Raw genomic sequence first — 19,999 nt, 5'->3', positions numbered from 1 at the left:
CTCAAGTCGACGTTCGAGGCCGCCGATGTTTCAGCGTTATTGCGATCGTGCGCAGACAGCTGAGAGCGACGCAGAGGAATCCAACGCAGAAGACCAGGCCGAGAAAGGGGAATAGGTGTCCCAGCCTGGTCTGCAGCATGAATTGGCCGCCGGCGACCATGAACAACCAGAAACCTGCGCTGGCCAACGATAGTCCGAACGGAAAGGAGCCTTCGACATAGTGACGTGGCTTGGGAATTCGCTCCGTCATGATCGAGAAGGCGAGATAGGCAGACATGCCGATGAAGCAGAGATAGGCAGTCGCATGGATGACAAGGAACCAGGAAGTCGGCCACGCTTGTTTCCAGCACCACAGGGTGGGCACGGAAGAGCTGCAGATCCGATAGAGAACGGCGCGGAGTGAAGGTTCGGCAAGCCGGTAGAGCGGCGGTACCGAAAACACGATCATCGCGGCTACGGCGGAGAGAGCCGGACTCCAGAGGAGCAGACGCTCCTTCGATGAGGACGATTCGAGATGATATTGCCGGCGTGGCTTTGCAGGTCGTTGCTCACGTCCCGACAGATGCATGAAGTAGAAGAAGGTCGAAGTCGCGAGCAAAATCCCGACGATGAGAAGCAGAAATCCCATGGGCTCGCTGGAAGGCCGGCGGCTATTCCGCCGCCTTCGCGACCGGGTCGAAGCGGGAGTCGAAGTCGCGGATGGCGCATTCGACGGCGGTGGAGATCTGCTTCAGCTTGTCCTGGTTCACGACCTTCAGGCCGAACAGGTCCTTGACGTAGAAGACGTCGACCGCGCGCTCGCCGTAGGTGGTGACGTGGGCGGTGGCGATCTGCAGGTTGAGGCGCGTCAGGGCCCGCGTGACGACGTGCAGGAAGCCCGGCCTGTCGCGGCCGTTGACCTCGATGACAGTGAACGTGTCGGACGCGTTGTTGTCGATCAGCACCCGCGGCTCGACGGTGAAGACCCGATCGCGCTTGGGCCATGAGCCGCGCTGGCTGTCCAGTTCGCGCTGGATGTCGAGACGGTTGGACAAGGAGAGTTCGACCCTGGCGGCGAGCCGTGCGAGGCGCTGCGGCCCGTCGAACGGCTTGCCTTCGAGGTCCTGGATCCAGAACGTGTCGAGCGCCATGCCGTTGGCGAGGGTGAAGATCTTGGCGTCGACGATGTTGGCGCCGCTGATCGCCATGGCGCCGGCGAGGCGCGCGAACAGGCCGTGCGTGTCGAGCGTGTAGATCGTGACTTCGGTGACCGAACGTTCCTCGTCGACCCGATGCTCGATGGCGAGCGGCTGCTTGGCTCTTTCGGCGCCGCGCACCAGTTCGGCCTGGCGTGCGAGGGTCGCGGGCGGAAACGACAGCCAGTAGGAGGCATAGCCTCGCGCGAAATGCGCTTCCTTGTCGGCGTCGCTCCAGCCCGGCAGGTGCTTGGCCATCTCGTTCTGGATGTGCTTGATGCGTTCGGCGCGGCCCCCGCTCAGCGTGCCGCCCGACAGGACCTGCTCCGTCGCATTGTAGAGCTGGCGAAGCAGTGCGGCCTTCCAGTTGTTCCACACGTTCGGGCCCACCGCGCGGATGTCGCACACGGTGAGGACCAGCAGCAGGCGCAGCCGTTCCGGTGACTGGACCAGGGCGGCGAAGGTTTCGATGGTCTTGGGATCCATCAGGTCGCGCTGGAACGAGGTGCCGGACATGGCGAGGTGATAGCGCACCAGCCAGGCCACCGTTTCGGTCTCGGCGGCGCTGAGGCCGAGACGAGGTCCGAGCTGCATCGCCACGTCGGCGCCCAGCAGCGAATGATCGCCGCCGCGGCCCTTGGCGATATCGTGCAGCAGCACCGCGAGATAGAGCACCGGGCGCGACAGGATCTTGTGAACCACGTCGGCCGACAGCGGATGGTCTTCCTTCAACGCGCCCGACTCGATCTTCGAGAGGATCCCGATGGCGCGGATCGTATGCTCGTCGACAGTATACGTGTGATACATGTCGTGCTGCGTCTGCGCGACCACCCTGCCGAAGTCCGGCACGAAGCGGCCGAACACACCGGCCTCGTTGAGACGCCGCAACGTCGTCTCCGGATCGTGGCGCGACGTCAGCATTTCCATGAACAGCCGGTTGGCGTCCGCATCGTTGCGGAGTTTGTCGACCAGACGGATGTTCTGCGTGATCAACCGCAGGGTCGCGGGATGGATGTCGAGGTCGTTCTCCTGCGCCACGTGGAAGAGACGCAGGATCGCCACCGGATCCTTGGCGAAGGCATCGGGCGAGGCGACGGCCAGACGTTCGCCGTCGAGACGGAAGCCTTCGAGTTCGCGCGGTCGCAGGCTTTGCCACAGCGCGGCGAGCTTGGGCTTGCGGCGGCGGCTGTCCTCGAGGGCGGCCACGAAGATGCGCGTGAGGTCGCCCACGGTCTTGGCGTGGAGATAGTAGTGCTTGGTGAAGCGCTCGACGCCGCGGCTGCCGGGGCGATCCTGGTAACCGAGGCGGGTCGCGATCTCGCGCTGGAGATCGAACGACAGCCGATCGTCGGCGCGGCCGGTCAGGTAGTGGATGTGGCAGCGCACCGTGGAGAAGAAGCGCTCGGCCCGCTCGAAGTGCCGCGCCTCTTCCTTGGTAAGCACGCCCTTGGCGACCAGTTCGCCGGGTTCGCTCACGCGGTAGAGATACTTGGCGATCCAGAAGAGCAGATGCAGATCGCGCAGGCCGCCCTTGCCTTCCTTGACGTTGGGCTCGACGACGTAGCGCGAATCGCCCATCCGCTGGTGGCGCTGGTCGCGCTCCGCCAGCTTGGCATCGACGAAGTCGCGACCGTCGCCGGTATAGAATTTCTGGGCGAAGCCGCGCTGCAACTCGTCGAACAAGGCGCGGTCGCCCCACAGATAACGCGCTTCCAGCAGGGCGGTGCGGATCGTCTGGTCGCGCTCGGCGTAGCGCAGGCTCTCCTCGACCGTGCGGGTTGCGTGGCCGACCTTCAGGCCGAGGTCCCACAGCAGATAGAGCATGAACTCGACGATCTGCTCGCCGCGCGGCGTCTGCTTGTAGGGGCGCAGGAACAGGAGATCGATGTCGGAGAGCGGCGCCAGCTCGCCCCGGCCATAGCCGCCGGTGGCCACCACGCCCAGCCGCTCGGCCGCGCTGGGGTTGGCGGCCGGATAGGCATGCTGGTCGGCGAAGTCGAACAGGACCCGGATGATCTGGTCCATCAGGTAAGAAGTCGCGACCAGCACTGCCGGCCCGTCATTCCGGAGCGGGCCCGGCTCCTCGAAGCGGCGGCGGATTTCGGCCCGACCCTTGGTCAGCGCCTCGCGCAGCAGCGCGAGCACTGGCGGGCGCGGCGGCTCGCCGCCGTCCGGCAGGTCCTCGACCAGGCGGGCGAGGGATTCCTCGAGCGTGCGGCGGCGCACGATGGCGCGGCGGTCCGGGATCTCGTCATAGGGTTGGGCCATGGCGGGCGGATACTACAGGGTGCGGACGGCCTAAAGTAGGCCCATGAGCGGCGCTTCCCTCCTGGCGGTGTTTTCCGCCCGTCCCGCCCCCGCACGATTTCGTGCGATAGTGCCCGGCATGTCGTTCAAAGCCCTGTCCGCAGCCCTCGCGATCCTGCTCTGCGCCGGCCCCGTTCTGGCACAAGGCGCGCGCCCTGCCTCTCCGCCGGCGGCGGCACCCGCCTCCGGCCTGATCGACCTCAACAGCGCCAGTCGCGACGATCTCATGTCCCTCGACGGGATCGGCGAGGTGCGCGCCGACGCGATCATCCGCGCGCGGCCCTTCAAGGCCAAGACCGAGCTGGTCGAACGGCGCCTGATCCCCGAGGCGCTCTACGAGAAGATCTCCGACAAGGTGATGGCGCGCCCGGTGCCGGCTGCCCCCGCGCCGCGCCCGACTCAACCGGCGCCCAAGCGGACGTGACCGACGCCACGATCTACGCGTTGGGTACGCCGACGCCGACGCGTGCGCACCCCGGCGCGCTCGCGGTCGTCCGCGTGAGCGGCCCGCGGGCGGGCGACGCGCTGGAGCAACTCACGCGGCGACCCCTGCCGGCGCCCCGACGCATGGTCCTGCGCAGCCTGCACGATCCTGCGACGGGCGAGGTCTTCGACAAGGGCCTGGTCGTCTGGTTTGCGCCGCCGAACACCGAGACCGGCGAACCCATGGCCGAGCTGCATCTCCATGGCGGCCGCGCTGTGGTCGGGGCGGCTCTCGATGCCCTTGTCCATCTGGGGTTCTGCCGGCTGGCCGAGCCCGGCGAGTTCACGCGCCGCGCCTTCGAGCATGGCAAGCTCGACCTCACCGAGGCCGAAGGCATCGCCGATCTGGTGGCGGCCGAAACGGCGGCGCAGCGGCGGCAGGCGCTGCAGCAGATGGATGGCGCGCTGCACCGTCTGTACGAGGACTGGCGGGCCCAGGGTTTGCGGGCGCTGGCCCATCTCGAGGCGGCGATCGACTTTCCCGACGAGGATCTCCCCGAGGGCCTGGCCGACGAGGTGCGCCTCGCCATCGCCGGACTTCAAAGCGAGATCGCGGCCCATCTCGAGGACCGCCGCGGCGAGCGGCTGCGGGAGGGGCTGTCCATCGCCATCATCGGGCCGCCCAACGCCGGCAAGTCCTCGCTGCTCAACCTCCTCGCCCGACGCGAGGCGGCGATCGTCTCGGAGACCGCCGGCACGACCCGAGACGTGATCGAGGTCCATCTCGATCTTGGGGGCTGGCCGGTCGTGCTGGCCGATACTGCGGGGCTGCGCGAGTCGGGCGACGCGATCGAGCAGGAAGGCGTGCGGCGCGCGCGGGCGCGGGCGGCCGCCGCAGACCTGCGCGTGCTGGTGCTCGACGCGTCCGGCGACTGGCGGCGCGAAATGCAGGCGATCGTGGAGACGACCGAACGCTGGGATTCGGCGCGCGACATCGTGGTCGTCAACAAGACCGATCTCGCGCCGGTCGACGATCCCGAAGTCGTCGCACTCTCCACCAGCAGCGGCGCCGGGCTTCCCGAGCTGCTGGCGCGCTTGGAAAAGTCGGCCGAAGTCTCGATGCAGGACGGCGCCGGCGCGCCGCCGCTTACGCGGGCCCGCCATCGCGAGGCCTTGGTGGAGTGCCGGGTATCGCTGGAGAGGGCGCTTCACGCACCCGAGGTCGCGCTGGCGGCAGAAGATCTACGCTTGGCCCTGCGTGCCCTCGGCCGCATCACCGGCGCGGTGCGCCTCGACGAACTCCTCGACGTAATCTTCCGCGACTTCTGCATCGGGAAGTGACGACCTCCCCGTCTCGGGAGGAGCGGCGAGCTCGCGGCCGATCAGGGCGGTGAGGATCGAGGCCATGCCCAGCACGCTGCGGCGTATATGGGGAGGAATATCGGTCATTACCGGCGAACGAGGAGGCGCCGGGGAGGGTTGCAACGACTCAAGCGGAGCAACGTTCAACTCCCGGTATATTTTGAGAATTTAAGGCGGTCGTGTCCCGTCACGGGCGTTCCATTGGTGGTCCATGCGGAAGGATAGTCTCGCTCCCTATCGCGCCAAGCGCGACTTCAGCCTGACGGAGGAGCCGTCGGGAAAGACGTCCATTCCAAAGTCCAAGCAACTTCGCTTCGTCATCCAGCGTCACGACGCGACGCGGCTGCATTACGACTTCCGTCTCGAACTCGATGGCACGTTCAAGTCGTGGGCGGTGACCAAGGGGCCCTCGCTCGATCCCGCGGTCAAGCGCCTGGCCGTCGAGGTCGAGGACCATCCGCTCGACTATGGCGACTTCGAAGGCACGATCCCCGAGGGGCAATATGGCGGCGGCACGGTCCAGCTCTGGGATCGCGGCTACTGGATCCCCGAAGGCGATCCCCATGATGGTCTGAAGCGCGGCGACCTCAAGTTCAGCCTGGTGGGCGAGCGAGTCGAGGGGAGCTGGGTGCTGGTGCGCATGAAGTGGGACCGCAAGGGCGGCAAGCGCACCAACTGGCTGCTGATCAAGCATCGCGATGCCGCCGCGCACGAGGGCGACGACGACAAGATCCTGAAGGACCCCAAGTCGATCGCCTCGGGCCGCACTCTCAAGGAAATCGCACTCGGCACCGGCAAGGCGCCCAAGCCCTTCATGACCGGCAAGAAGCGCAGCGCCGGCGCCGTGTGGCAGAGCAACAGGAAGGACGGCGGCGAGGCCGCGGCGCCGGCGAAGAGCACGACCAAGGCCCCAGTGAAAGCGAAGAAGGTTTCTTCGATGCCGAATTTCGTCGAGCCGCAATTGGCCAAGCTGGTCGAGCGCGCGCCGGCCGCGGCAGGCTGGGCGCATGAGGTGAAGTTTGACGGCTATCGCCTGCAGCTTCGTGTCGAGGACGGCGAGGCTCAGCTTCGCACCCGCAAGGGTCTGGACTGGACCAAGAAGTTCTCGGCGATCGCCAGGCAGGGAGAGTCACTGCCGGACTGCATCCTCGACGGTGAGGCGGTGGCGCTCGACAAGCATGGCGCGCCGGACTTCGCCGCGCTTCAGGCGGCGCTTTCGGAAGACAAGTCGGAAGACCTCATCTTCTTCGCGTTCGACCTGCTGTTCCTCGAGGGCGAAGATCTGCGGCCCCTGCCCCTGTCCGAACGCAAGGCCCGCCTCAAGACGCTGCTCGAGGGGATGAAAGGCAAACACCCCGGCCTTCGCTTCGTCGATCACTTCGAGACCGCGGGCGATGCGGTGCTGCAATCGGCCTGCCGCATGCACCTCGAAGGGATCGTGTCGAAGGAGCTCGATGCACCCTATCGGTCGGGTCGCGGCGGGAGCTGGACCAAGGCCAAGTGCCGGGCAGGCCACGAGGTGATCATCGGCGGTTGGACCAGCGAAGGCAGGCGGCTCCGGTCGCTGCTCGCGGGCGTCCATCGCGGCGAGGGCAAGAGCAGGAAGCTCGTCTATGTCGGCCGCGTCGGCACCGGTTTCGGCGAGAGCGTGATGCGCACCCTCGTCCCGAAGCTGCGCGAGGTAGAGAGCAAGACCAGCCCCTTCGCCGCGGGCGCGAGCCCGCCCAAGGAAGCCAACATGCATTGGGCACGGCCCGACCTGGTGGCCGAGATCGAGTTCGCCGGGTGGACCGGCGCGGGCAATGTCCGTCAGGCTGCCTTCAAGGGACTGCGCGGCGACAAGCCGGCCGAGGAGGTCGAGGCGGAAGTGGCCGCGGATCCGGAGAAGGTCGAGATGGCAAAGCCTGCGCCGAGCAAGTCAAAGTCGCGACCGGCGAAGGCGCGCACGCCTGCGACGAAGACAACGGTACCCTCGGGTCCGGCGATCGTGATGGGCGTGTCGATCTCGCATCCCGACAAGCCGCTGTGGCCCGACGAGAAGCCGCCTGTGACCAAGATCGAACTCGCGCGCTACTACGAGGCGGTGGGCGACTGGATGATCGATCATATCGCCGGACGGCCCTGCTCCATCGTGCGGACGCCCGACGGGATCACCGGCAAGCAGAACTTCTTCCAGCGTCACGCCATGCCCGGATCCTCGCACCTCTTGTCCGAAGTGAAGGTCAGCGGCGACAAGAAGCCCTATCTCCAGATCGACCGCGTCGAGGGCCTGATCGCCGTGGCCCAGATGGGGGCGACGGAGCTGCATCCGTGGAACTGCCAGCCCGGCAATCCCGAACTGCCGGGCCGCCTGGTCTTCGATCTCGATCCGGCGCCCGATGTCGGTTTCGGGGCGGTGATCGCCGGCGCGCGCGAGATCGCTGCGCGGTTGAGGAAACTGGACCTCGTACCCTTCTGCAAGACCACGGGCGGCAAGGGCCTGCATGTCGTGGTGCCGCTGACCGACGACAGGAAGAGTCCCGACTGGGACACGGCCAAGACCTTCGCGAAGGAAATCTGCCGGAAGGTCGCGGAGGACGAGCCCGAGCTCTACGTGATCAACATGGCGAAGAAGGAACGGACCGGCCGCATCTTCCTCGACTATCTGCGCAACGACCGCACGTCGACGGCCGTCGCGCCTTTGTCCTCGCGCGCCCGTCCCGGCGCCACCGTGTCGATGCCGATCGAATGGACGCAGGTAAAGAAGGGCCTCGATCCGATGAAATACACGGTGCGCACCGCGCCGGCGCTGCTGAAGCGCAGCAAGCCATGGAAGGACTACGCCAAGTCCGCGCGCCCGCTGCGCGCCGCCATCGAGAAGCTCGTGAAGTCGTAACGCACGCCTCGTTCATCCACCCCCATTGTCATCCCGAGCGCAGCGAGGGACCTTTGTTCTTCGATGATGAAAGGTCCCTCGCTGCGCTCGGGATGACAAACAGCCCGGAGCAACATCATGGCCAAACAAAAAGCAATGCGACCGACCTGGGAAGGCCATCTGCGTCTCTCGCTGGTGACCTGTCCGGTCTCGCTCTACACCGCGACCGAGCGCACCGCCGACATCCACTTCAACATGATCAACCCCAAGACCAACAACCGCATCCGCATGCAGTCGGTCGATGCCGGCACGGGCAAGCCGGTGGACCGCGCCGATCTGGTGCGGGGTTTCGCCATCTCGAAGAACAAGTATGTTCTGCTGGAGAAGGAAGAGCTCGACGCGGTGCGGATCGAATCGACGCGGATCCTCGACATCGAGGAGTTCGTCGATGCGTCCGAGATCGATCGCATCTACTGGGATGAGCCTTACTATCTCGCACCGTCGGGCAAGACCGGCATCGAGGCCTATTCGGTGATCCGCGCCGCGATGGAAAAGCAGAAGAAGGTCGCGCTGGGTCGCGTCGTCATGCACCAGCGTGAGCGCATCTGCGCGCTGGAGCCGCGCGACAACGGCATCCTGCTGACGACCTTGCGCACGCACGACGAAATCCGGGCCACCTCTGAAGTGTTCGACCGCACCCTGCCCAAGCCCGACACCCGCATGCTGCAGATCGCCGAGAAGATCATCGAGCAGCAGGATGCCAAATTCGATCCCAGCCGCTTCACCGATCGCTACGAGGATGCGCTGCGCGAACTGATCGCCCGGAAGAAGAAGGGACAGCCTGTCGTCTCCGAGGCGCCGGAGCAGGACGAGGAGAAGGTTGTCGATCTCATGGAGGCGCTGAAGAGGAGTCTGAAGGGCGGCGGCGGCCCCTCGCGCGAGAAGGCCGACCGGTTCCTCGAAGCGCAGGGCCGAACCGCGAAGCCCAAGGCGAAGAAGGCCCGCCGCAAGACCGCCTCGCGCAAGCGCGCGGCTTGAACGAATAGAACAGCTTCGCCTCTTGTCATGCTGGACGAGCGATGGATCTCACGCTTGCCAGGAAGCCTGCTGGCCGCTCGGCGAAGTTCTTCGCTTCACTCGGGGCGTCACTCTGATTGTCTCACCGCTCCCACGCCACCGGTTGGGGAACCCCATCGACCGTGAGGTGGCGGAAGGTGACGCCATAGGCTGCGTCGATCACGCCGGCCGCGAGGGCGATGTCGGCCGTGCCGTCGGCTGCGACCTTGTGGTTGGCCAGCACGACGATCCTGTCGGCGAAGCGCGCCGCGAGGCCCAAGTCGTGCAACACCACGATCACGCAGGCGCCGCGGGCGGCTTCGGCGCGCAGGATCGTCATCGTCTCCAGCGCATAGGCCGGGTCGAGGCTGGCGACCGGTTCGTCGGCGAGAAAGATCGCGGCCTCGGTGGCGAGCGCCCGCGCCATCATCACGCGGGCGCGCTCGCCCTGGGACATCGTATCGATGGGTCGGTCGGCAAGGCGCACCCCGTCGACGCGCTCGAGCGCGCGCTGGATGGCCTCGGCATCTGTGATCTTGAGCGGGCGGCTGAGATCGGCGCCGTGCGGCAGCCGGCCGAGCGCCACCAGGTCGCGCGCGCGCAACGGCCAGTAGGCGGATGCCGCTTGCGGCAGATAGGCGATGCTCCAGGCGCGAATGGCGGGACCGAGCGAGGCCAGCGGCTGGCCGCGCAGTTCGACTCGGCCGGCCGACGGCGTGTCGAGGCCCGCGAGATGGCGCAGCAGGGTCGTCTTGCCCGCCCCGTTGGGCCCGACGATGGCGGTGACCTGGTTGGCCTCGAAAGCGAGATCGATGCCGTCGAGTACCACGGCATGCTCGCGCCGGCTCACGAGACCGCGAACGGCGATGGCGGTCGTGCTCATGTGGCGAGCCATGCGGCATGGGCCTTGCGTACCGCGCGTACCAGGAACGGCGCCCCCACCAGCGAGGTGAAGACGCCGAGCTGCAGCTCGGACGCCGTCGGCAGCAGGCGCACGACGATGTCGGCGCCCAGCACCAGGGCGGCGCCGACCAGCATCGAGGGGATCAGCGTCGCCCCGGGGCGGAAGCCCACGCGTGCGCGGATGAGATGCGGGGCGATCAGGCCGACGAAGCCAACGATGCCCGCCACCGAGGTGGCTGCGCCGACCATCAATCCGACGCCGAGCGTGAGGCGCAGGCCGAGCGATCTGGTGTCGGCGCCCAGGCTGCGGGCCGTGTCCTCGCCCAGCGACAGGGCATCGAGCCAACGGCCGGCGCCCAGGACGATCGTCGCCCCCAGGATCATGAAGGGTGCCGCGATGGCGAGATAGCGCAGGTCGCGATCGACGATCGAGCCGGCCAGCCAGAGCGAGATTTCCTGGTAGGCGAAGGGATTGGGCGACAGCGCGAGCACCAGCGAGATCAGCGCGGCGGCGATGGCGTTGATCGCCACGCCCATCAGCAGCAGCGAGACGGTGCCGGTGCCGGAACGCACCGCGCCCATCAGGAGGGCGACGGCAATCGCGGCGCCGGCGATGCCGGCCAAGGGCAGCGCCAGAGCGAAGACGGCGGCGAGACCGCTGTAGAAGGCGCAGACCGCGGCGAAGCCCGCGCAGGCCGATACACCGATCACGCCGGGCTCGGCGAGCGGATTGCGCAGCCAACCCTGCAGCACCGCGCCGCTCAGCCCCAGCACGCCGCCGATCAGCAGGCCGAGGGTGGCGCGCGGCAGGCGGAGCTCCCAGACGATGGCCCAGCCGACCTCGTTGCCCAGCCGCCAGGGCCACCAGGCGGGGCCGACCGCCAGCGACACGAGATAGAGCATCGCCACCAGCAGGAGCAGCCAGCGATTCATCGCCGCGCCTCCGCCAGAAGCCGCAGCACCTCGAAATTGTCCGGGCCGGCGCAGATCGAATATCGGCTCGGCACCGACGCGAGCTTTGCCTTGCCCGCCAGCGCCAGCAGCGCGTGATGGCCGACGAACTCGGTGGCGCGCGCGGGGTTTTCGTTGGCAGCGCCGTCGAGCACCAGCAGGTCGGGCTCCCCCGAGAGGACGGTTTCGAGCGACACGCGGCCGAAGGAGCCGATACCGAGCTCGGCGGCGAGATTGCGGTAGCCCGAGAGTCGCAGCAGCTCGTCCATCAGGCTGCCCTTTCCCGACGTGCCATGATTCGCCTCCAGATAGACCGCCGTGCCGAGCGGCGGCCCCGTCCAGGTGAGGCGGCGCCGTTGTTCGCGCATGCCCGAGATCAGGTGCCGTCCGGCCTCCTCTCGGCCGAGCACCGTGGCCATCTGTTCGATGACGAGTTCGGCCTCCCCGATCGACGCGGCCCACGGCAGTTCGAGCAGCCGCACGCCGGCGCCGCGCAGCAGGCGCTTGAGCGAGGCGTGGCCGTCCGCACCGAGGATCACGAGGTCGGGCCGCAGGACCAGGATCGATTCGACGGAGTGGCGCACCGCTGCGAGGCCTGCGGCGCGGTCGGCCAGGACGGAAAGGTGCGGGTCCTGCGACAGGTAGCTCACGCCCACGAGTTGGCCGGGCGCAGCCAGCCGCAGGGCCATCTGGTCGAGGCAGAGATTGAGCGTCACGACCCGCTGCGGTGTTTGAGCGGCGGCAGGGACGGCCATGAGTAGGAGCGCGAGGCTGGCGAAGCGCGAGAGGGCGCGGAGTAGTGCCATTCTCAACACAGGACAAGGACCTCATCCTGAGGAGCCGTGCCGTGCACGGCGTCTCGAAGGATGGTCAGCGGACGGGGTGCTTGTGCCCATCCTTCGAGACGCGCTCCTGTGGAGCGCTCCTCAGGATGAGGACTTTGTTGGGATGTCTTCAGCGCGATCTGCATGAACTCACTGCCCTAGACTGCTGCGGCCACGCGCCAGTTGGTGACGCGGCGTGTACCGGCGGTCCAGTCGACCAGCGCGATCATCGGGTCGGGCGAGGCGTGCGAGAAGGCGATCGCGCCGTCGATGGCGGCGACCGACTGGGCCGCGTCGAAGTCGAGCACGTCCCGGCCGGTCCGGTTGCAGACGAGGACGGGCCGGCCGGTCGTGGCAGAGGCGCGTTCCCATTCGCCGTCGGGTCCGTGATGGCCCGGCGCCCAGGCGGCGGATGACAGGAGCAGGTCGACGCCTCTGGCGGCAGTCTCATCGACGAGACGCGACGAATACATGTCGGCGCAGACGAAGAAGCCGACGCGGCCGATACCCTCTATGGCGAAGACCGAGGTCCGGTTGCCCGGCGTCGACCAGGATTCGGCCCCGACCCGCAAAGCGTTCACCTTGCGATGCCGGCCGACCATCGTGCCGTCCGGCGCGAACAGGACCATGCTGTTGTAGAGCGCGGCGTCTTCCGGTGCGGCTTCCGGCGTGCCGAGCACCAGCGACGCCCTGGTTTCCCGCGCGAGCGTGCCGGCCCACGCGAACAGCGCGGATTGCCCGTCTGCGATCCAGCCGGTGCCGATGAGATCGCGGAAGCCGTAGCCGCTCACGCCGAGTTCCGGCGTCACGATCAGCCGCGCGCCGTTGGCCGCGGCCCGGCGCACGGCCTGATCCAGGGCGTTCCTGTTCGCCTCGATGTCCCCGGGACGGGGGGCGAGATGAAGCAGGGCAATCGTGGTGGGCGAGGCGGCGGTCGCGTGGGTCACGGTAGCGAAAGCTACGCCACCGGCGAAGACTTGCAGCAAGTTTCGCCGGTGACGCAGGGAGGTCGTGCCGATCAGAATCTCGCCTTTACGCCGAAGAAGGCCTGGAAATACGGCGCCTGGTAGCCTTCCGGCTCCTCGTACACCCGGTTCAGGACGTTCTCGGCACGGGCGAAGAGCTGGACCGACGGGATGACGTCGTACTGCGCCGTGATGCGCACCAGCGTGTAGGGCGACGGGGTCATGTAGGCGCCGGTCGTGGCATTGATGTCGGTGCGGCTGTTGACCTGGAGGATGCCGATGCCGAACAGGGTGTTCTCCCACGGCCGCACCTCGGCGCGGATGTTGAAAGTGTCGCCGGGGCGGCGCACCAGCGGCAGGTTGGCGTCGACGTTGCGCGCGATCAGGTTGGTGTAGTCGAAATAAAGGTCGAACCACTTCACCGGGCTGATCTGCAGGGTCACCTCGAAGCCTTCGGTCTGCGCGTTGGCGACGTTCTGCATCAGCGCGAAGGTCGGCGGCGCGCACTGGATCAGGTTCGTATAGGTGTTGAAGAAGTAGGTGATGCCCGCCTTCACCTTTCGGTCGAAGATCCCCTGCTCCACGCCAACCTCGTAGCCGCGGCTGTACTCGGGTTGGAGATTGGGATTGCCGCCACAGAACGGCCCGGGACCGAACATCTCGATCAGCGCCGGCGCCTTGAAGGCGGTGCCGTACGACGCCTTGATCTTGGTGTCCGTCGGCGCCCACAGATAAGAGGCGCCGGCACGCCAGGTACCCACGGTCCCGAACATGTCGTTCATGTCGACACGGCCGCCGATGTTGAGGTTGAAGCCCTGGAACGGATTGAGGCGCAGTTGGCCGTAGATGCCGGTCTGGGACATCGTTCCCCAGGCCTGCGTGTACGGCGTGAACGGGCCGACGGTATTGGTGTAGGCCCACTGGCGATCGTAATCGATGCCGCCGATCACCTCGATCTGGTCGATGATCTTCACGAGGTTCTTGAAATCGGCCTGCAGGCGGCGACCGTTGAACCAGCTGTCGGTATTGAAGGGGAACGGGTTCTGATCGCTGGCATAGTCGAGATCGTGCCGCGTGATCGTGCTGTAGTTGATTCCGACGACGGGCTTCCAGCGTCCGTCGAAATAGGAGCCCTCGAGTTCGCCGCGCGTGTAGAACTGCGAGGTATAGGTATTGGCGTTCGGATCTTCCTGACCGACCTGGTCGTAGTTCACCTTGGCGTCGATGTAGCGGCCGTACCAGTTGAACTGCGTGTTCTCGTTGATCTCGAAGCCGAGCCGCGCGGCGAGCGTGATGTTGCGATAGGGATCGACGTCGACGAAGCCGCCGTTCGGCGTGAAGCGGGCCGGAACCGGCGTGTCGTTCGGGCTGAACGTACCGGCCGCGGTCAGGTTGTAATTGAATCGACCAACGCTACCACGAACATAGGCGCCGCTGTTGCTCGTCAGCCGCGTGCCCAGTTCGGTGAAGGCCGCGCCGTTCATCGGCCCCTTGCCGGCCTTGGTGACCATGTTGATGACGCCGCCCATCGCCTGGCTGCCGTACATCGTCGACATCGGGCCGCGCACGACCTCGATGCGGTCGAGGTTCTCGGTGAGGAAGTTGCCGAAGTCGACCGCGCCGCTGCCGCTGGAGGGATCGCTGACGTTGACGCCGTCGATCAGCACCAGCACGTGATTGGCATTGGAGCCGCGTATGAACACCGAAGTCAGTGTGCCGACGCCGCCGGACTGTTGCACGGAGACGCCGGGGATGGTCTTCAGCACTTCGGCTGCATTGCGAAGCTGCCGTCGCTGCATCTCTTCCTGCATGACGACGGTGTAGCTGGCCGTGACCTTTTCCGGGTCGGTCGGGAAGCGATCGGCCGTCACGACCGTCGCGGGCATCATGGCGTCCGGTTCCGTCTGGGCTTGCGCCGCGAGGGGGGTGAGGACGGGCGACAGCAAAAGAAGGCCAGCAAGAATTCTACGGATTGGCGTCATAGACGGATTCCTCCAAACAGCACCACGCACAAGGCGCGTCACCGCTCGGTTGACCGTCCCGTTGGATTGTCCCGTCCATCGGAAGAGCGACGCTATCGCCGGCAGGTCTTCTGGCTCGCGGGTCACGGCTCCTGCCCGTCTTCCCAGACCCTGATGGGGGTCCAGTGACTCTGGGGCAGTCGCTCGCCGCTTACAGCTGCGGGTACAGCTGCCGATTAGCTCCCGAAGGAGCGGCACGGCATTCCCTGTTAGCCTCCGTTAAGGAGGACCGTCGATGTTCACTCGTTAGGCAACGTAGCGGCGGCCGTCAAGAATTTGGCGATCCTGTGGCGTACGCGACGCGGGCATCGTGGTCGGCGCGCTACAGAGGAGCGGACTCGACCCACGCCGGCGGGAAGCGTAAATGGCGCGACATGCGGGCCTCTTTATATGATGTCATCGTGGTGGGTGGCGGCCATGCCGGCTGTGAAGCCGCCGCTGCCTCGGCGCGCCTTGGCGCGCGGACCCTGCTGATAACGCATCGAATCGAGACGATCGGCGAGATGTCGTGCAATCCCGCGATCGGCGGATTGGGCAAGGGCCATCTCGTCCGCGAGATCGATGCGCTGGACGGGATCATGGGGCGCGCCATCGACCGCGGCGGAATCCAGTTTCGTACACTGAACCTTTCCAAAGGGCCGGCGGTGCGCGGGCCCCGTGCGCAGGCCGATCGCAAACTCTACCGGCAGGCCGTCCAGGCGCTGCTGGCGGAACAGGCCAACCTGGAAATCCGGGCGGACGCGGTTGCAGATATCATTCTGGATGCACGCGGCGCGTGTGCCGGCGTCGTCACCGAGTCGGGTGCCGAGATCGCCGCCGGTCGGGTGATCCTGACGACGGGCACCTTTCTGCGAGGGCTCATCCACATGGGCGAGACCAAGATCCCGGCCGGCCGCGTGCGGGGCGATGGGGTCGAGGAACCGTCAAAGGCGCTCGCGGAGACTTTGCATCGCCTGGGATTCAAGCTGGGGCGCCTCAAGACGGGCACGCCGGCCCGGCTCGACGGGCGCACGATCGACTACGCCTCGCTGGAGCAGCAGGACGGGGACGACCCGCCGCGACCGTTTTCCTATCTGACGGACCGGATCACCACGCCGCAGGTGCCCTGCCACATCACGACGACGACGCCGGCGACTCACGAAATCATCCGCGCCAATCTGCACCGGGCCCCCATGTATTCGGGGCAGATCGAGAGCGTCGGTCCGCGCTACTGTCCCTCGATCGAGGACAAGGTCGTCCGGTTCGGCCAGCGTGACCGGCACCAGATCTTCCTGGAACCCGAGGGACTGGACGACTTCACCGTCTATCCCAACGGCATCTCGACCTCGCTGCCGAAGGACGTCCAGCTCGCCATGCTGCAGACCATCCCGGGCCTGGAGCGCGCCGAGATGGTCCGACCGGGCTATGCCATCGAATACGATCATATCGACCCGCGCGAACTCCACGCCACCCTGGAGACTCGACGTGTGCCCGGTCTCTATATGGCGGGCCAGATCAACGGCACCACTGGCTACGAGGAAGCGGCGGCCCAGGGACTGATTGCCGGGTTGAATGCGGTGCTGGCAAAGCCCTTTATCGTCGACCGGGCGGATGGCTACCTCGGCGTCCTGATCGACGACCTGGTCTCCCTCGGCGTTACAGAACCCTACCGCATGTTCACGTCGCGGGCCGAGTACCGGCTTTGGCTCCGGGCCGACAATGCAGACCAGCGCCTGACGCCGCGCGGTCTGGAGATCGGGTGTGTGGGGCGCGAGCGGGCGGAAATGTTTCACGTGAAACATGGCGCCATGGACGCTGCCCGCTCCCTCGCCTCTGGACTGAAGATTACCCCCTCTGCCCTGGCCAAGCGCGGCATTGCCATCAACCAGGACGGAGTTGCCCGATCGGCCCTCGATCTCCTGGCCTATCCGGAGATCGATTGGAACCGGCTGGTCGGCCTGTGGCCCCAGCTTGGAGATGTGTCGAGCGACATCGCCGAGCAATTGACCATCGATTCCAGATACGAAGGATACCTTTCTCGCCAGCGCGGCGACATCGAAGCCTACCGCCGCGACGAGGCCTTGGTCCTCCCGCCGGGTCTGGACTATGGAGCCATCGGCAGTCTCTCGACCGAGGTCCGCCAGAAGCTGGAGGCGAACCGGCCGGCGACGCTCGGTCAGGCGGCTCGCATTTCCGGCGTGACGCCGGCTGCCCTGGTGGCCCTCCTGAAGCATGTCCGTCGCCGAGCCGCGTAGAATGGACCCGCTTGATGGTGTTTCACGTGAAACAATGCGGCGGCTGGAAGTTCTCGTCGAGACCCTGGAGCGATGGCAGAAAGCCATTAACCTGGTCGGCCGGAATACGCTCGATGGGGCGTGGAAGCGTCACATCGTCGATTCGGCCCAAGTCGTTCCCCTGATCCCCGCCGACGCAAAGACCCTGGCGGATCTCGGCAGTGGGGGTGGCTTTCCGGGCCTGGTGATCGCTGCAATGAGGCCGGATCTGCAAATCACCATGATCGAATCCGATGCGCGCAAGGCGGCCTTTCTGGGAGAGGCCGGCCGCAAGATGGAACTCGAGAAGCCGCCCAAACTGGTGATCAAGCGGATCGAGGTCGCTGCGCCCGCGTCTGCGGACGTGGTCACGGCAAGGGCGCTCGCCCCCCTGGATCAGTTGCTGGAATGGTCCAATCGGCATAGGACAGATGCTGCCACCTGCCTTTTCCATAAAGGCAAGGGCTGGCAGGCAGAGGTAGACGAGGCAAAGAAGAAATGGGACTTTTCGCCCGATGCCATTGCAAGCGTGACCGATCGTGACGCCGTCATCCTCCGAATCGGCCCCTACACCGCCGCCGCAGATCTTCGCGATCGCCAACCAGAAGGGCGGCGTCGGTAAGACCACGACGGCGATCAACCTCGCCACCGCCCTCGCGGCCGTCGGTGAACGGGTCCTCCTGATCGATCTGGATCCCCAGGGAAATGCCTCGACCAGTCTAGGGGTGGGTCGAAATGAGCGCTCACCCGGATCGTATGAGTATTTGCTGGGCCTGAAGACGATGGGCGAGTGTGTCCGGCAGACCCGCATTCCGGGGTTGGAGGTCATGCCGGCGTCGGTCCAGCTCGCGGGGGCCGAGATCGAGCTGATCGACATGGAGCGCCGGGAGAACCGGCTGGCTGATGCCTTGGCCGCCCCGGAGAGCGACGCCCGCCAGCGCTGGAACATCGTCCTGATCGACTGTCCCCCGTCCCTGGGTCTCGTCACGCTCAATGCGCTGGTGGCTGTGGACGCGGTCCTCGTTCCCCTCCAGGCCGAGTTCCTGGCCCTCGAAGGGATCGGCGCGCTGGGCAATACGATCGAGCGCGTGAAGAAGCGCCTTAATCCGAGACTGCATATCTTTGGCGTCGTCCTGACGATGGTGGACCGCCGGATGACGCTGAGCCAGCAGGTCGTCGCCGATGTTCGCGCCCACTACGGCGAGCAGGTCTTCGGGACGACGATCCCGCGCAACGTGCGCATCGCCGAAGCGCCGTCTCACGGGATGCCGGTGCTGATCTACGACAATGCCTGCGCCGGATCGCAGGCCTACATCCTGCTGGCGAGCGAGTTCATCCGCCGCCGGCGCCTCGCCGCAGAACAGGCAGCCGTACAATGACCCAAGCCCCGAAACCGCGCGGCCTCGGCCGCGGCCTTTCCGCTCTCTTGGGCGACGACGAAGTCGCCGCTGCGGTAACGCCTTCTCCCGCCGCTGCATCGGCACCCGCTCAACCGGAGGTTGCTCAGTCCGGGGTGGGCCCTGCCGAAAATGCGCGCCTCTCGACCAACAAGACGCCCCTCACCTTGCCGATCGGCCAGCTCAAGCCCGGCAAGATGCAGCCGCGCACCAGCTTCGAGGGCATCGAGATGCTGGTCGAGTCGGTCAAGGAATATGGCCTTCTGCAACCTATCCTTGTACGTCCGCTGCGCGACGTGCCCGACGCCTACGAGATCATCGCCGGCGAACGGCGCTGGCGGGCCGCACAGAAGGCCCAGCTCCACGACGTACCGGTCGTCATCCGCAGCATCGACGACCGGGACGCGCTGCAGATCGGCCTGGTCGAGAACCTGCAGCGATCCGACCTCACCGCGATCGACGAGGCCCAGGGCTACAAGCGTCTGATCGAGGATTACAGCCACACCCAGGAAGACATCGCGCGCATGATGGGCCGCAGCCGTCCGCATGTCGCCAATACGCTCCGACTGCTCGACCTGCCGCCGGCTGTTCAGGAGATGGTGCGGGAGGGCGACCTCTCGGCCGGCCAGGCCCGTACACTGATCGGTGTACCTGACCCGCTGGCGATGGCCCAGCGGGCCGTCGCCGAGAAACTGACGGTGCGCGATCTCGAGCGCCTCACCAGCGAGACGAAGAAGCCCTCCAAGGGCGGCGGTGGAAAGGCCAAGTCCGGCGCGGGCGGCAGTGGCGCCAAGAGCGCCGATACGCGCGCGCTCGAAAAGCGCATCGAGGAAGCGCTGGGCCTCAAGGCAGACCTGACGCTTCGCGGCCTGGGAGAGCAGAGCCTGCTCACGCTGGAAATCAGCGACTTCGATCAGCTCGACACGGTGGTCGACAAGCTGACGCGGCGCTGATCGAAATCAGTTCGACGCGACCGCGCGATTGCCGTCCGTCACCGCGGCCCGGCCTTTGTCTGCCGACACTTCGGTCGCCACGCAGCGCGGGTTGAGCGGTAGTCCCGGCCAGACATCGACTTCGAGAAAGCGGATCTCGCCGGGCGCCAGGTCGACGGTCGCGGCTTGCGCCGGCGTCTGGGTCAGCGGCGCGTAACTCGGCACGCTGCAGTTTATGACGTGGCGGCCGGGGACGACGTCGACCCGAATCCAGGTCCTGTTTGCCAGCGTGCCGATCGGCTGTTGGTTCTCGGTCAGGGAGAACACGGCCTCCGATCCGATCACCGAACTGCGATAGAGATACAGGGCCGACTGGCCCGGAGGCGGCGGGTCGAATCGCTTGCCGTCGGAATCCGCAGCCGGGCCCGCCAGGGGAACGGAGGCACAGGCGCTTAACAGGAACGACGCCGCAAGAAGGCAACCCAGAGCGCGCACGCTTCCTCCATTGGTATTCAGGTGATCGGTTGAACGCGCCCTCCCTGGCGACGTTCCGCCGGCAGGCGCCGGGACAGCCAAG

16 protein-coding genes and 1 riboswitch are annotated in these 19,999 nt (G+C 66.6%); of the genes, 8 read left to right on the top strand and 8 right to left on the bottom strand.

The window, feature by feature from the left end; translation table 11 throughout:
- Position 1 precedes the first annotated feature (1 nt).
- Positions 2-628, bottom strand: coding sequence for a hypothetical protein (locus tag ACP15H_RS24660; protein WP_425068772.1), 627 nt, complete (start codon positions 626-628; stop codon positions 2-4).
- Positions 629-650: 22 nt separating this feature from the next.
- Positions 651-3,443, bottom strand: coding sequence for a [protein-PII] uridylyltransferase (locus ACP15H_RS24655; RefSeq protein ID WP_425068771.1), 2,793 nt, complete (start codon positions 3,441-3,443; stop codon positions 651-653).
- Between the two features lie 118 nt (positions 3,444-3,561).
- Between ACP15H_RS24655 and ACP15H_RS24650 the strand changes: the two genes are divergently transcribed.
- The 4 genes from ACP15H_RS24650 to ACP15H_RS24635 all read left to right on the top strand — a co-directional run bounded on the left by ACP15H_RS24650 (position 3,562) and on the right by ACP15H_RS24635 (position 9,159).
- Positions 3,562-3,906 (top strand): ComEA family DNA-binding protein, encoded by a 345-nt coding sequence (locus ACP15H_RS24650; protein WP_425068770.1) that lies wholly within the window; start codon positions 3,562-3,564, stop codon positions 3,904-3,906.
- Positions 3,903-5,246, top strand: a complete 1,344-nt coding sequence (gene mnmE, locus ACP15H_RS24645; RefSeq protein ID WP_425068769.1) for a tRNA uridine-5-carboxymethylaminomethyl(34) synthesis GTPase MnmE — start codon at positions 3,903-3,905, stop codon at positions 5,244-5,246. Before ACP15H_RS24650 ends, mnmE begins: the two co-directional genes overlap by 4 nt.
- A 232-nt stretch (positions 5,247-5,478) precedes the next feature.
- Positions 5,479-8,142 carry a DNA ligase D gene (gene ligD / locus ACP15H_RS24640; protein ID WP_425068768.1) on the top strand — a complete coding sequence of 888 codons (2,664 nt, stop codon included), beginning with the start codon at positions 5,479-5,481 and terminating at the stop codon, positions 8,140-8,142.
- Positions 8,143-8,259: 117 nt separating this feature from the next.
- The gene (locus ACP15H_RS24635; RefSeq protein ID WP_425068767.1) at positions 8,260-9,159 is read left to right on the top strand and encodes a Ku protein; all 900 of its coding nucleotides are present in this window, start codon (positions 8,260-8,262) and stop codon (positions 9,157-9,159) included.
- A gap of 121 nt (positions 9,160-9,280) precedes the next feature.
- Here ACP15H_RS24635 and ACP15H_RS24630 read toward each other — a convergent pair whose 3' ends face one another.
- The 5 genes from ACP15H_RS24630 to ACP15H_RS24610 all read right to left on the bottom strand — a co-directional run bounded on the left by ACP15H_RS24630 (position 9,281) and on the right by ACP15H_RS24610 (position 14,709).
- Positions 9,281-10,060: an ABC transporter ATP-binding protein gene (locus ACP15H_RS24630; protein ID WP_425068766.1), complete on the bottom strand. Its 780-nt coding sequence runs from the start codon at positions 10,058-10,060 to the stop codon at positions 9,281-9,283.
- Positions 10,057-11,013 (bottom strand): FecCD family ABC transporter permease, encoded by a 957-nt coding sequence (locus ACP15H_RS24625; RefSeq protein ID WP_425068765.1) that lies wholly within the window; start codon positions 11,011-11,013, stop codon positions 10,057-10,059. Before ACP15H_RS24625 ends, ACP15H_RS24630 begins: the two co-directional genes overlap by 4 nt.
- A complete protein-coding gene (locus ACP15H_RS24620) occupies positions 11,010-11,786 on the bottom strand; it encodes an ABC transporter substrate-binding protein (protein WP_425068764.1) in 777 nt (258 codons plus the stop codon). Before ACP15H_RS24620 ends, ACP15H_RS24625 begins: the two co-directional genes overlap by 4 nt.
- A gap of 227 nt (positions 11,787-12,013) precedes the next feature.
- On the bottom strand, positions 12,014-12,802 hold the full coding sequence (locus ACP15H_RS24615; RefSeq protein ID WP_425068763.1) for a carbon-nitrogen hydrolase family protein: 789 nt from the start codon (positions 12,800-12,802) through the stop codon (positions 12,014-12,016).
- 71 nt (positions 12,803-12,873) lie between these two features.
- Positions 12,874-14,709 (bottom strand): TonB-dependent receptor plug domain-containing protein, encoded by a 1,836-nt coding sequence (locus ACP15H_RS24610; protein ID WP_425068762.1) that lies wholly within the window; start codon positions 14,707-14,709, stop codon positions 12,874-12,876.
- A gap of 176 nt (positions 14,710-14,885) precedes the next feature.
- Positions 14,886-15,090: riboswitch (cobalamin riboswitch) on the bottom strand.
- A gap of 125 nt (positions 15,091-15,215) precedes the next feature.
- Between ACP15H_RS24610 and mnmG the strand changes: the two genes are divergently transcribed.
- The 4 genes from mnmG (at position 15,216) to ACP15H_RS24590 (ending at position 19,443) form a co-directional block, all read left to right on the top strand.
- Positions 15,216-17,075: a tRNA uridine-5-carboxymethylaminomethyl(34) synthesis enzyme MnmG gene (gene mnmG / locus ACP15H_RS24605; protein ID WP_425068761.1), complete on the top strand. Its 1,860-nt coding sequence runs from the start codon at positions 15,216-15,218 to the stop codon at positions 17,073-17,075.
- Position 17,076: 1 nt separating this feature from the next.
- Positions 17,077-17,715, top strand: a complete 639-nt coding sequence (gene rsmG / locus ACP15H_RS24600; RefSeq protein ID WP_425068760.1) for a 16S rRNA (guanine(527)-N(7))-methyltransferase RsmG — start codon at positions 17,077-17,079, stop codon at positions 17,713-17,715.
- Positions 17,633-18,472 (top strand): ParA family protein, encoded by an 840-nt coding sequence (locus ACP15H_RS24595; RefSeq protein WP_425068759.1) that lies wholly within the window; start codon positions 17,633-17,635, stop codon positions 18,470-18,472. The genes rsmG and ACP15H_RS24595 overlap by 83 nt, the downstream gene beginning before the upstream one ends.
- Positions 18,473-18,606: 134 nt before the next feature.
- Complete coding sequence (locus tag ACP15H_RS24590) at positions 18,607-19,443, top strand: ParB/RepB/Spo0J family partition protein (RefSeq protein WP_425068758.1); 837 nt, start codon at positions 18,607-18,609, stop codon at positions 19,441-19,443.
- 6 nt (positions 19,444-19,449) lie between these two features.
- Here the strand turns inward: ACP15H_RS24590 and ACP15H_RS24585 are convergent, their stop codons facing one another.
- Entirely contained in the window at positions 19,450-19,917 is a 468-nt protein-coding gene (locus ACP15H_RS24585) for a hypothetical protein (protein ID WP_425068757.1), read from the bottom strand.
- Positions 19,918-19,999 lie beyond the last annotated feature (82 nt).

Origin of the sequence: Reyranella sp. (assembly GCF_965249915.1) — a bacterium.
Classification (GTDB): domain Bacteria; phylum Pseudomonadota; class Alphaproteobacteria; order Reyranellales; family Reyranellaceae; genus Reyranella.
The sequence above is the reverse complement of the archived record's forward strand: the minus strand, read 5'-3'. Positions and strand labels throughout refer to the sequence as shown.

Bases quoted from the DNA above. Each gene is read 5' to 3' on its own strand.
- ACP15H_RS24625 (WP_425068765.1), bottom strand. From the start codon at position 11,013: ATGAATCGCTGGCTGCTCCTGCTGGTGGCGATGCTCTATCTCGTGTCG.
- rsmG (WP_425068760.1), top strand. From the start codon at position 17,077: ATGGACCCGCTTGATGGTGTTTCACGTGAAACAATGCGGCGGCTGGAA.
- ACP15H_RS24630 (WP_425068766.1), bottom strand. From the start codon at position 10,060: ATGAGCACGACCGCCATCGCCGTTCGCGGTCTCGTGAGCCGGCGCGAG.
- ACP15H_RS24660 (WP_425068772.1), bottom strand. From the start codon at position 628: ATGGGATTTCTGCTTCTCATCGTCGGGATTTTGCTCGCGACTTCGACC.
- mnmG (WP_425068761.1), top strand. From the start codon at position 15,216: ATGCGGGCCTCTTTATATGATGTCATCGTGGTGGGTGGCGGCCATGCC.
- ACP15H_RS24650 (WP_425068770.1), top strand. From the start codon at position 3,562: ATGTCGTTCAAAGCCCTGTCCGCAGCCCTCGCGATCCTGCTCTGCGCC.
- ACP15H_RS24620 (WP_425068764.1), bottom strand. From the start codon at position 11,786: ATGGCCGTCCCTGCCGCCGCTCAAACACCGCAGCGGGTCGTGACGCTC.
- ligD (WP_425068768.1), top strand. From the start codon at position 5,479: ATGCGGAAGGATAGTCTCGCTCCCTATCGCGCCAAGCGCGACTTCAGC.
- ACP15H_RS24635 (WP_425068767.1), top strand. From the start codon at position 8,260: ATGGCCAAACAAAAAGCAATGCGACCGACCTGGGAAGGCCATCTGCGT.
- ACP15H_RS24610 (WP_425068762.1), bottom strand. From the start codon at position 14,709: ATGATGCCCGCGACGGTCGTGACGGCCGATCGCTTCCCGACCGACCCG.
- ACP15H_RS24655 (WP_425068771.1), bottom strand. From the start codon at position 3,443: ATGGCCCAACCCTATGACGAGATCCCGGACCGCCGCGCCATCGTGCGC.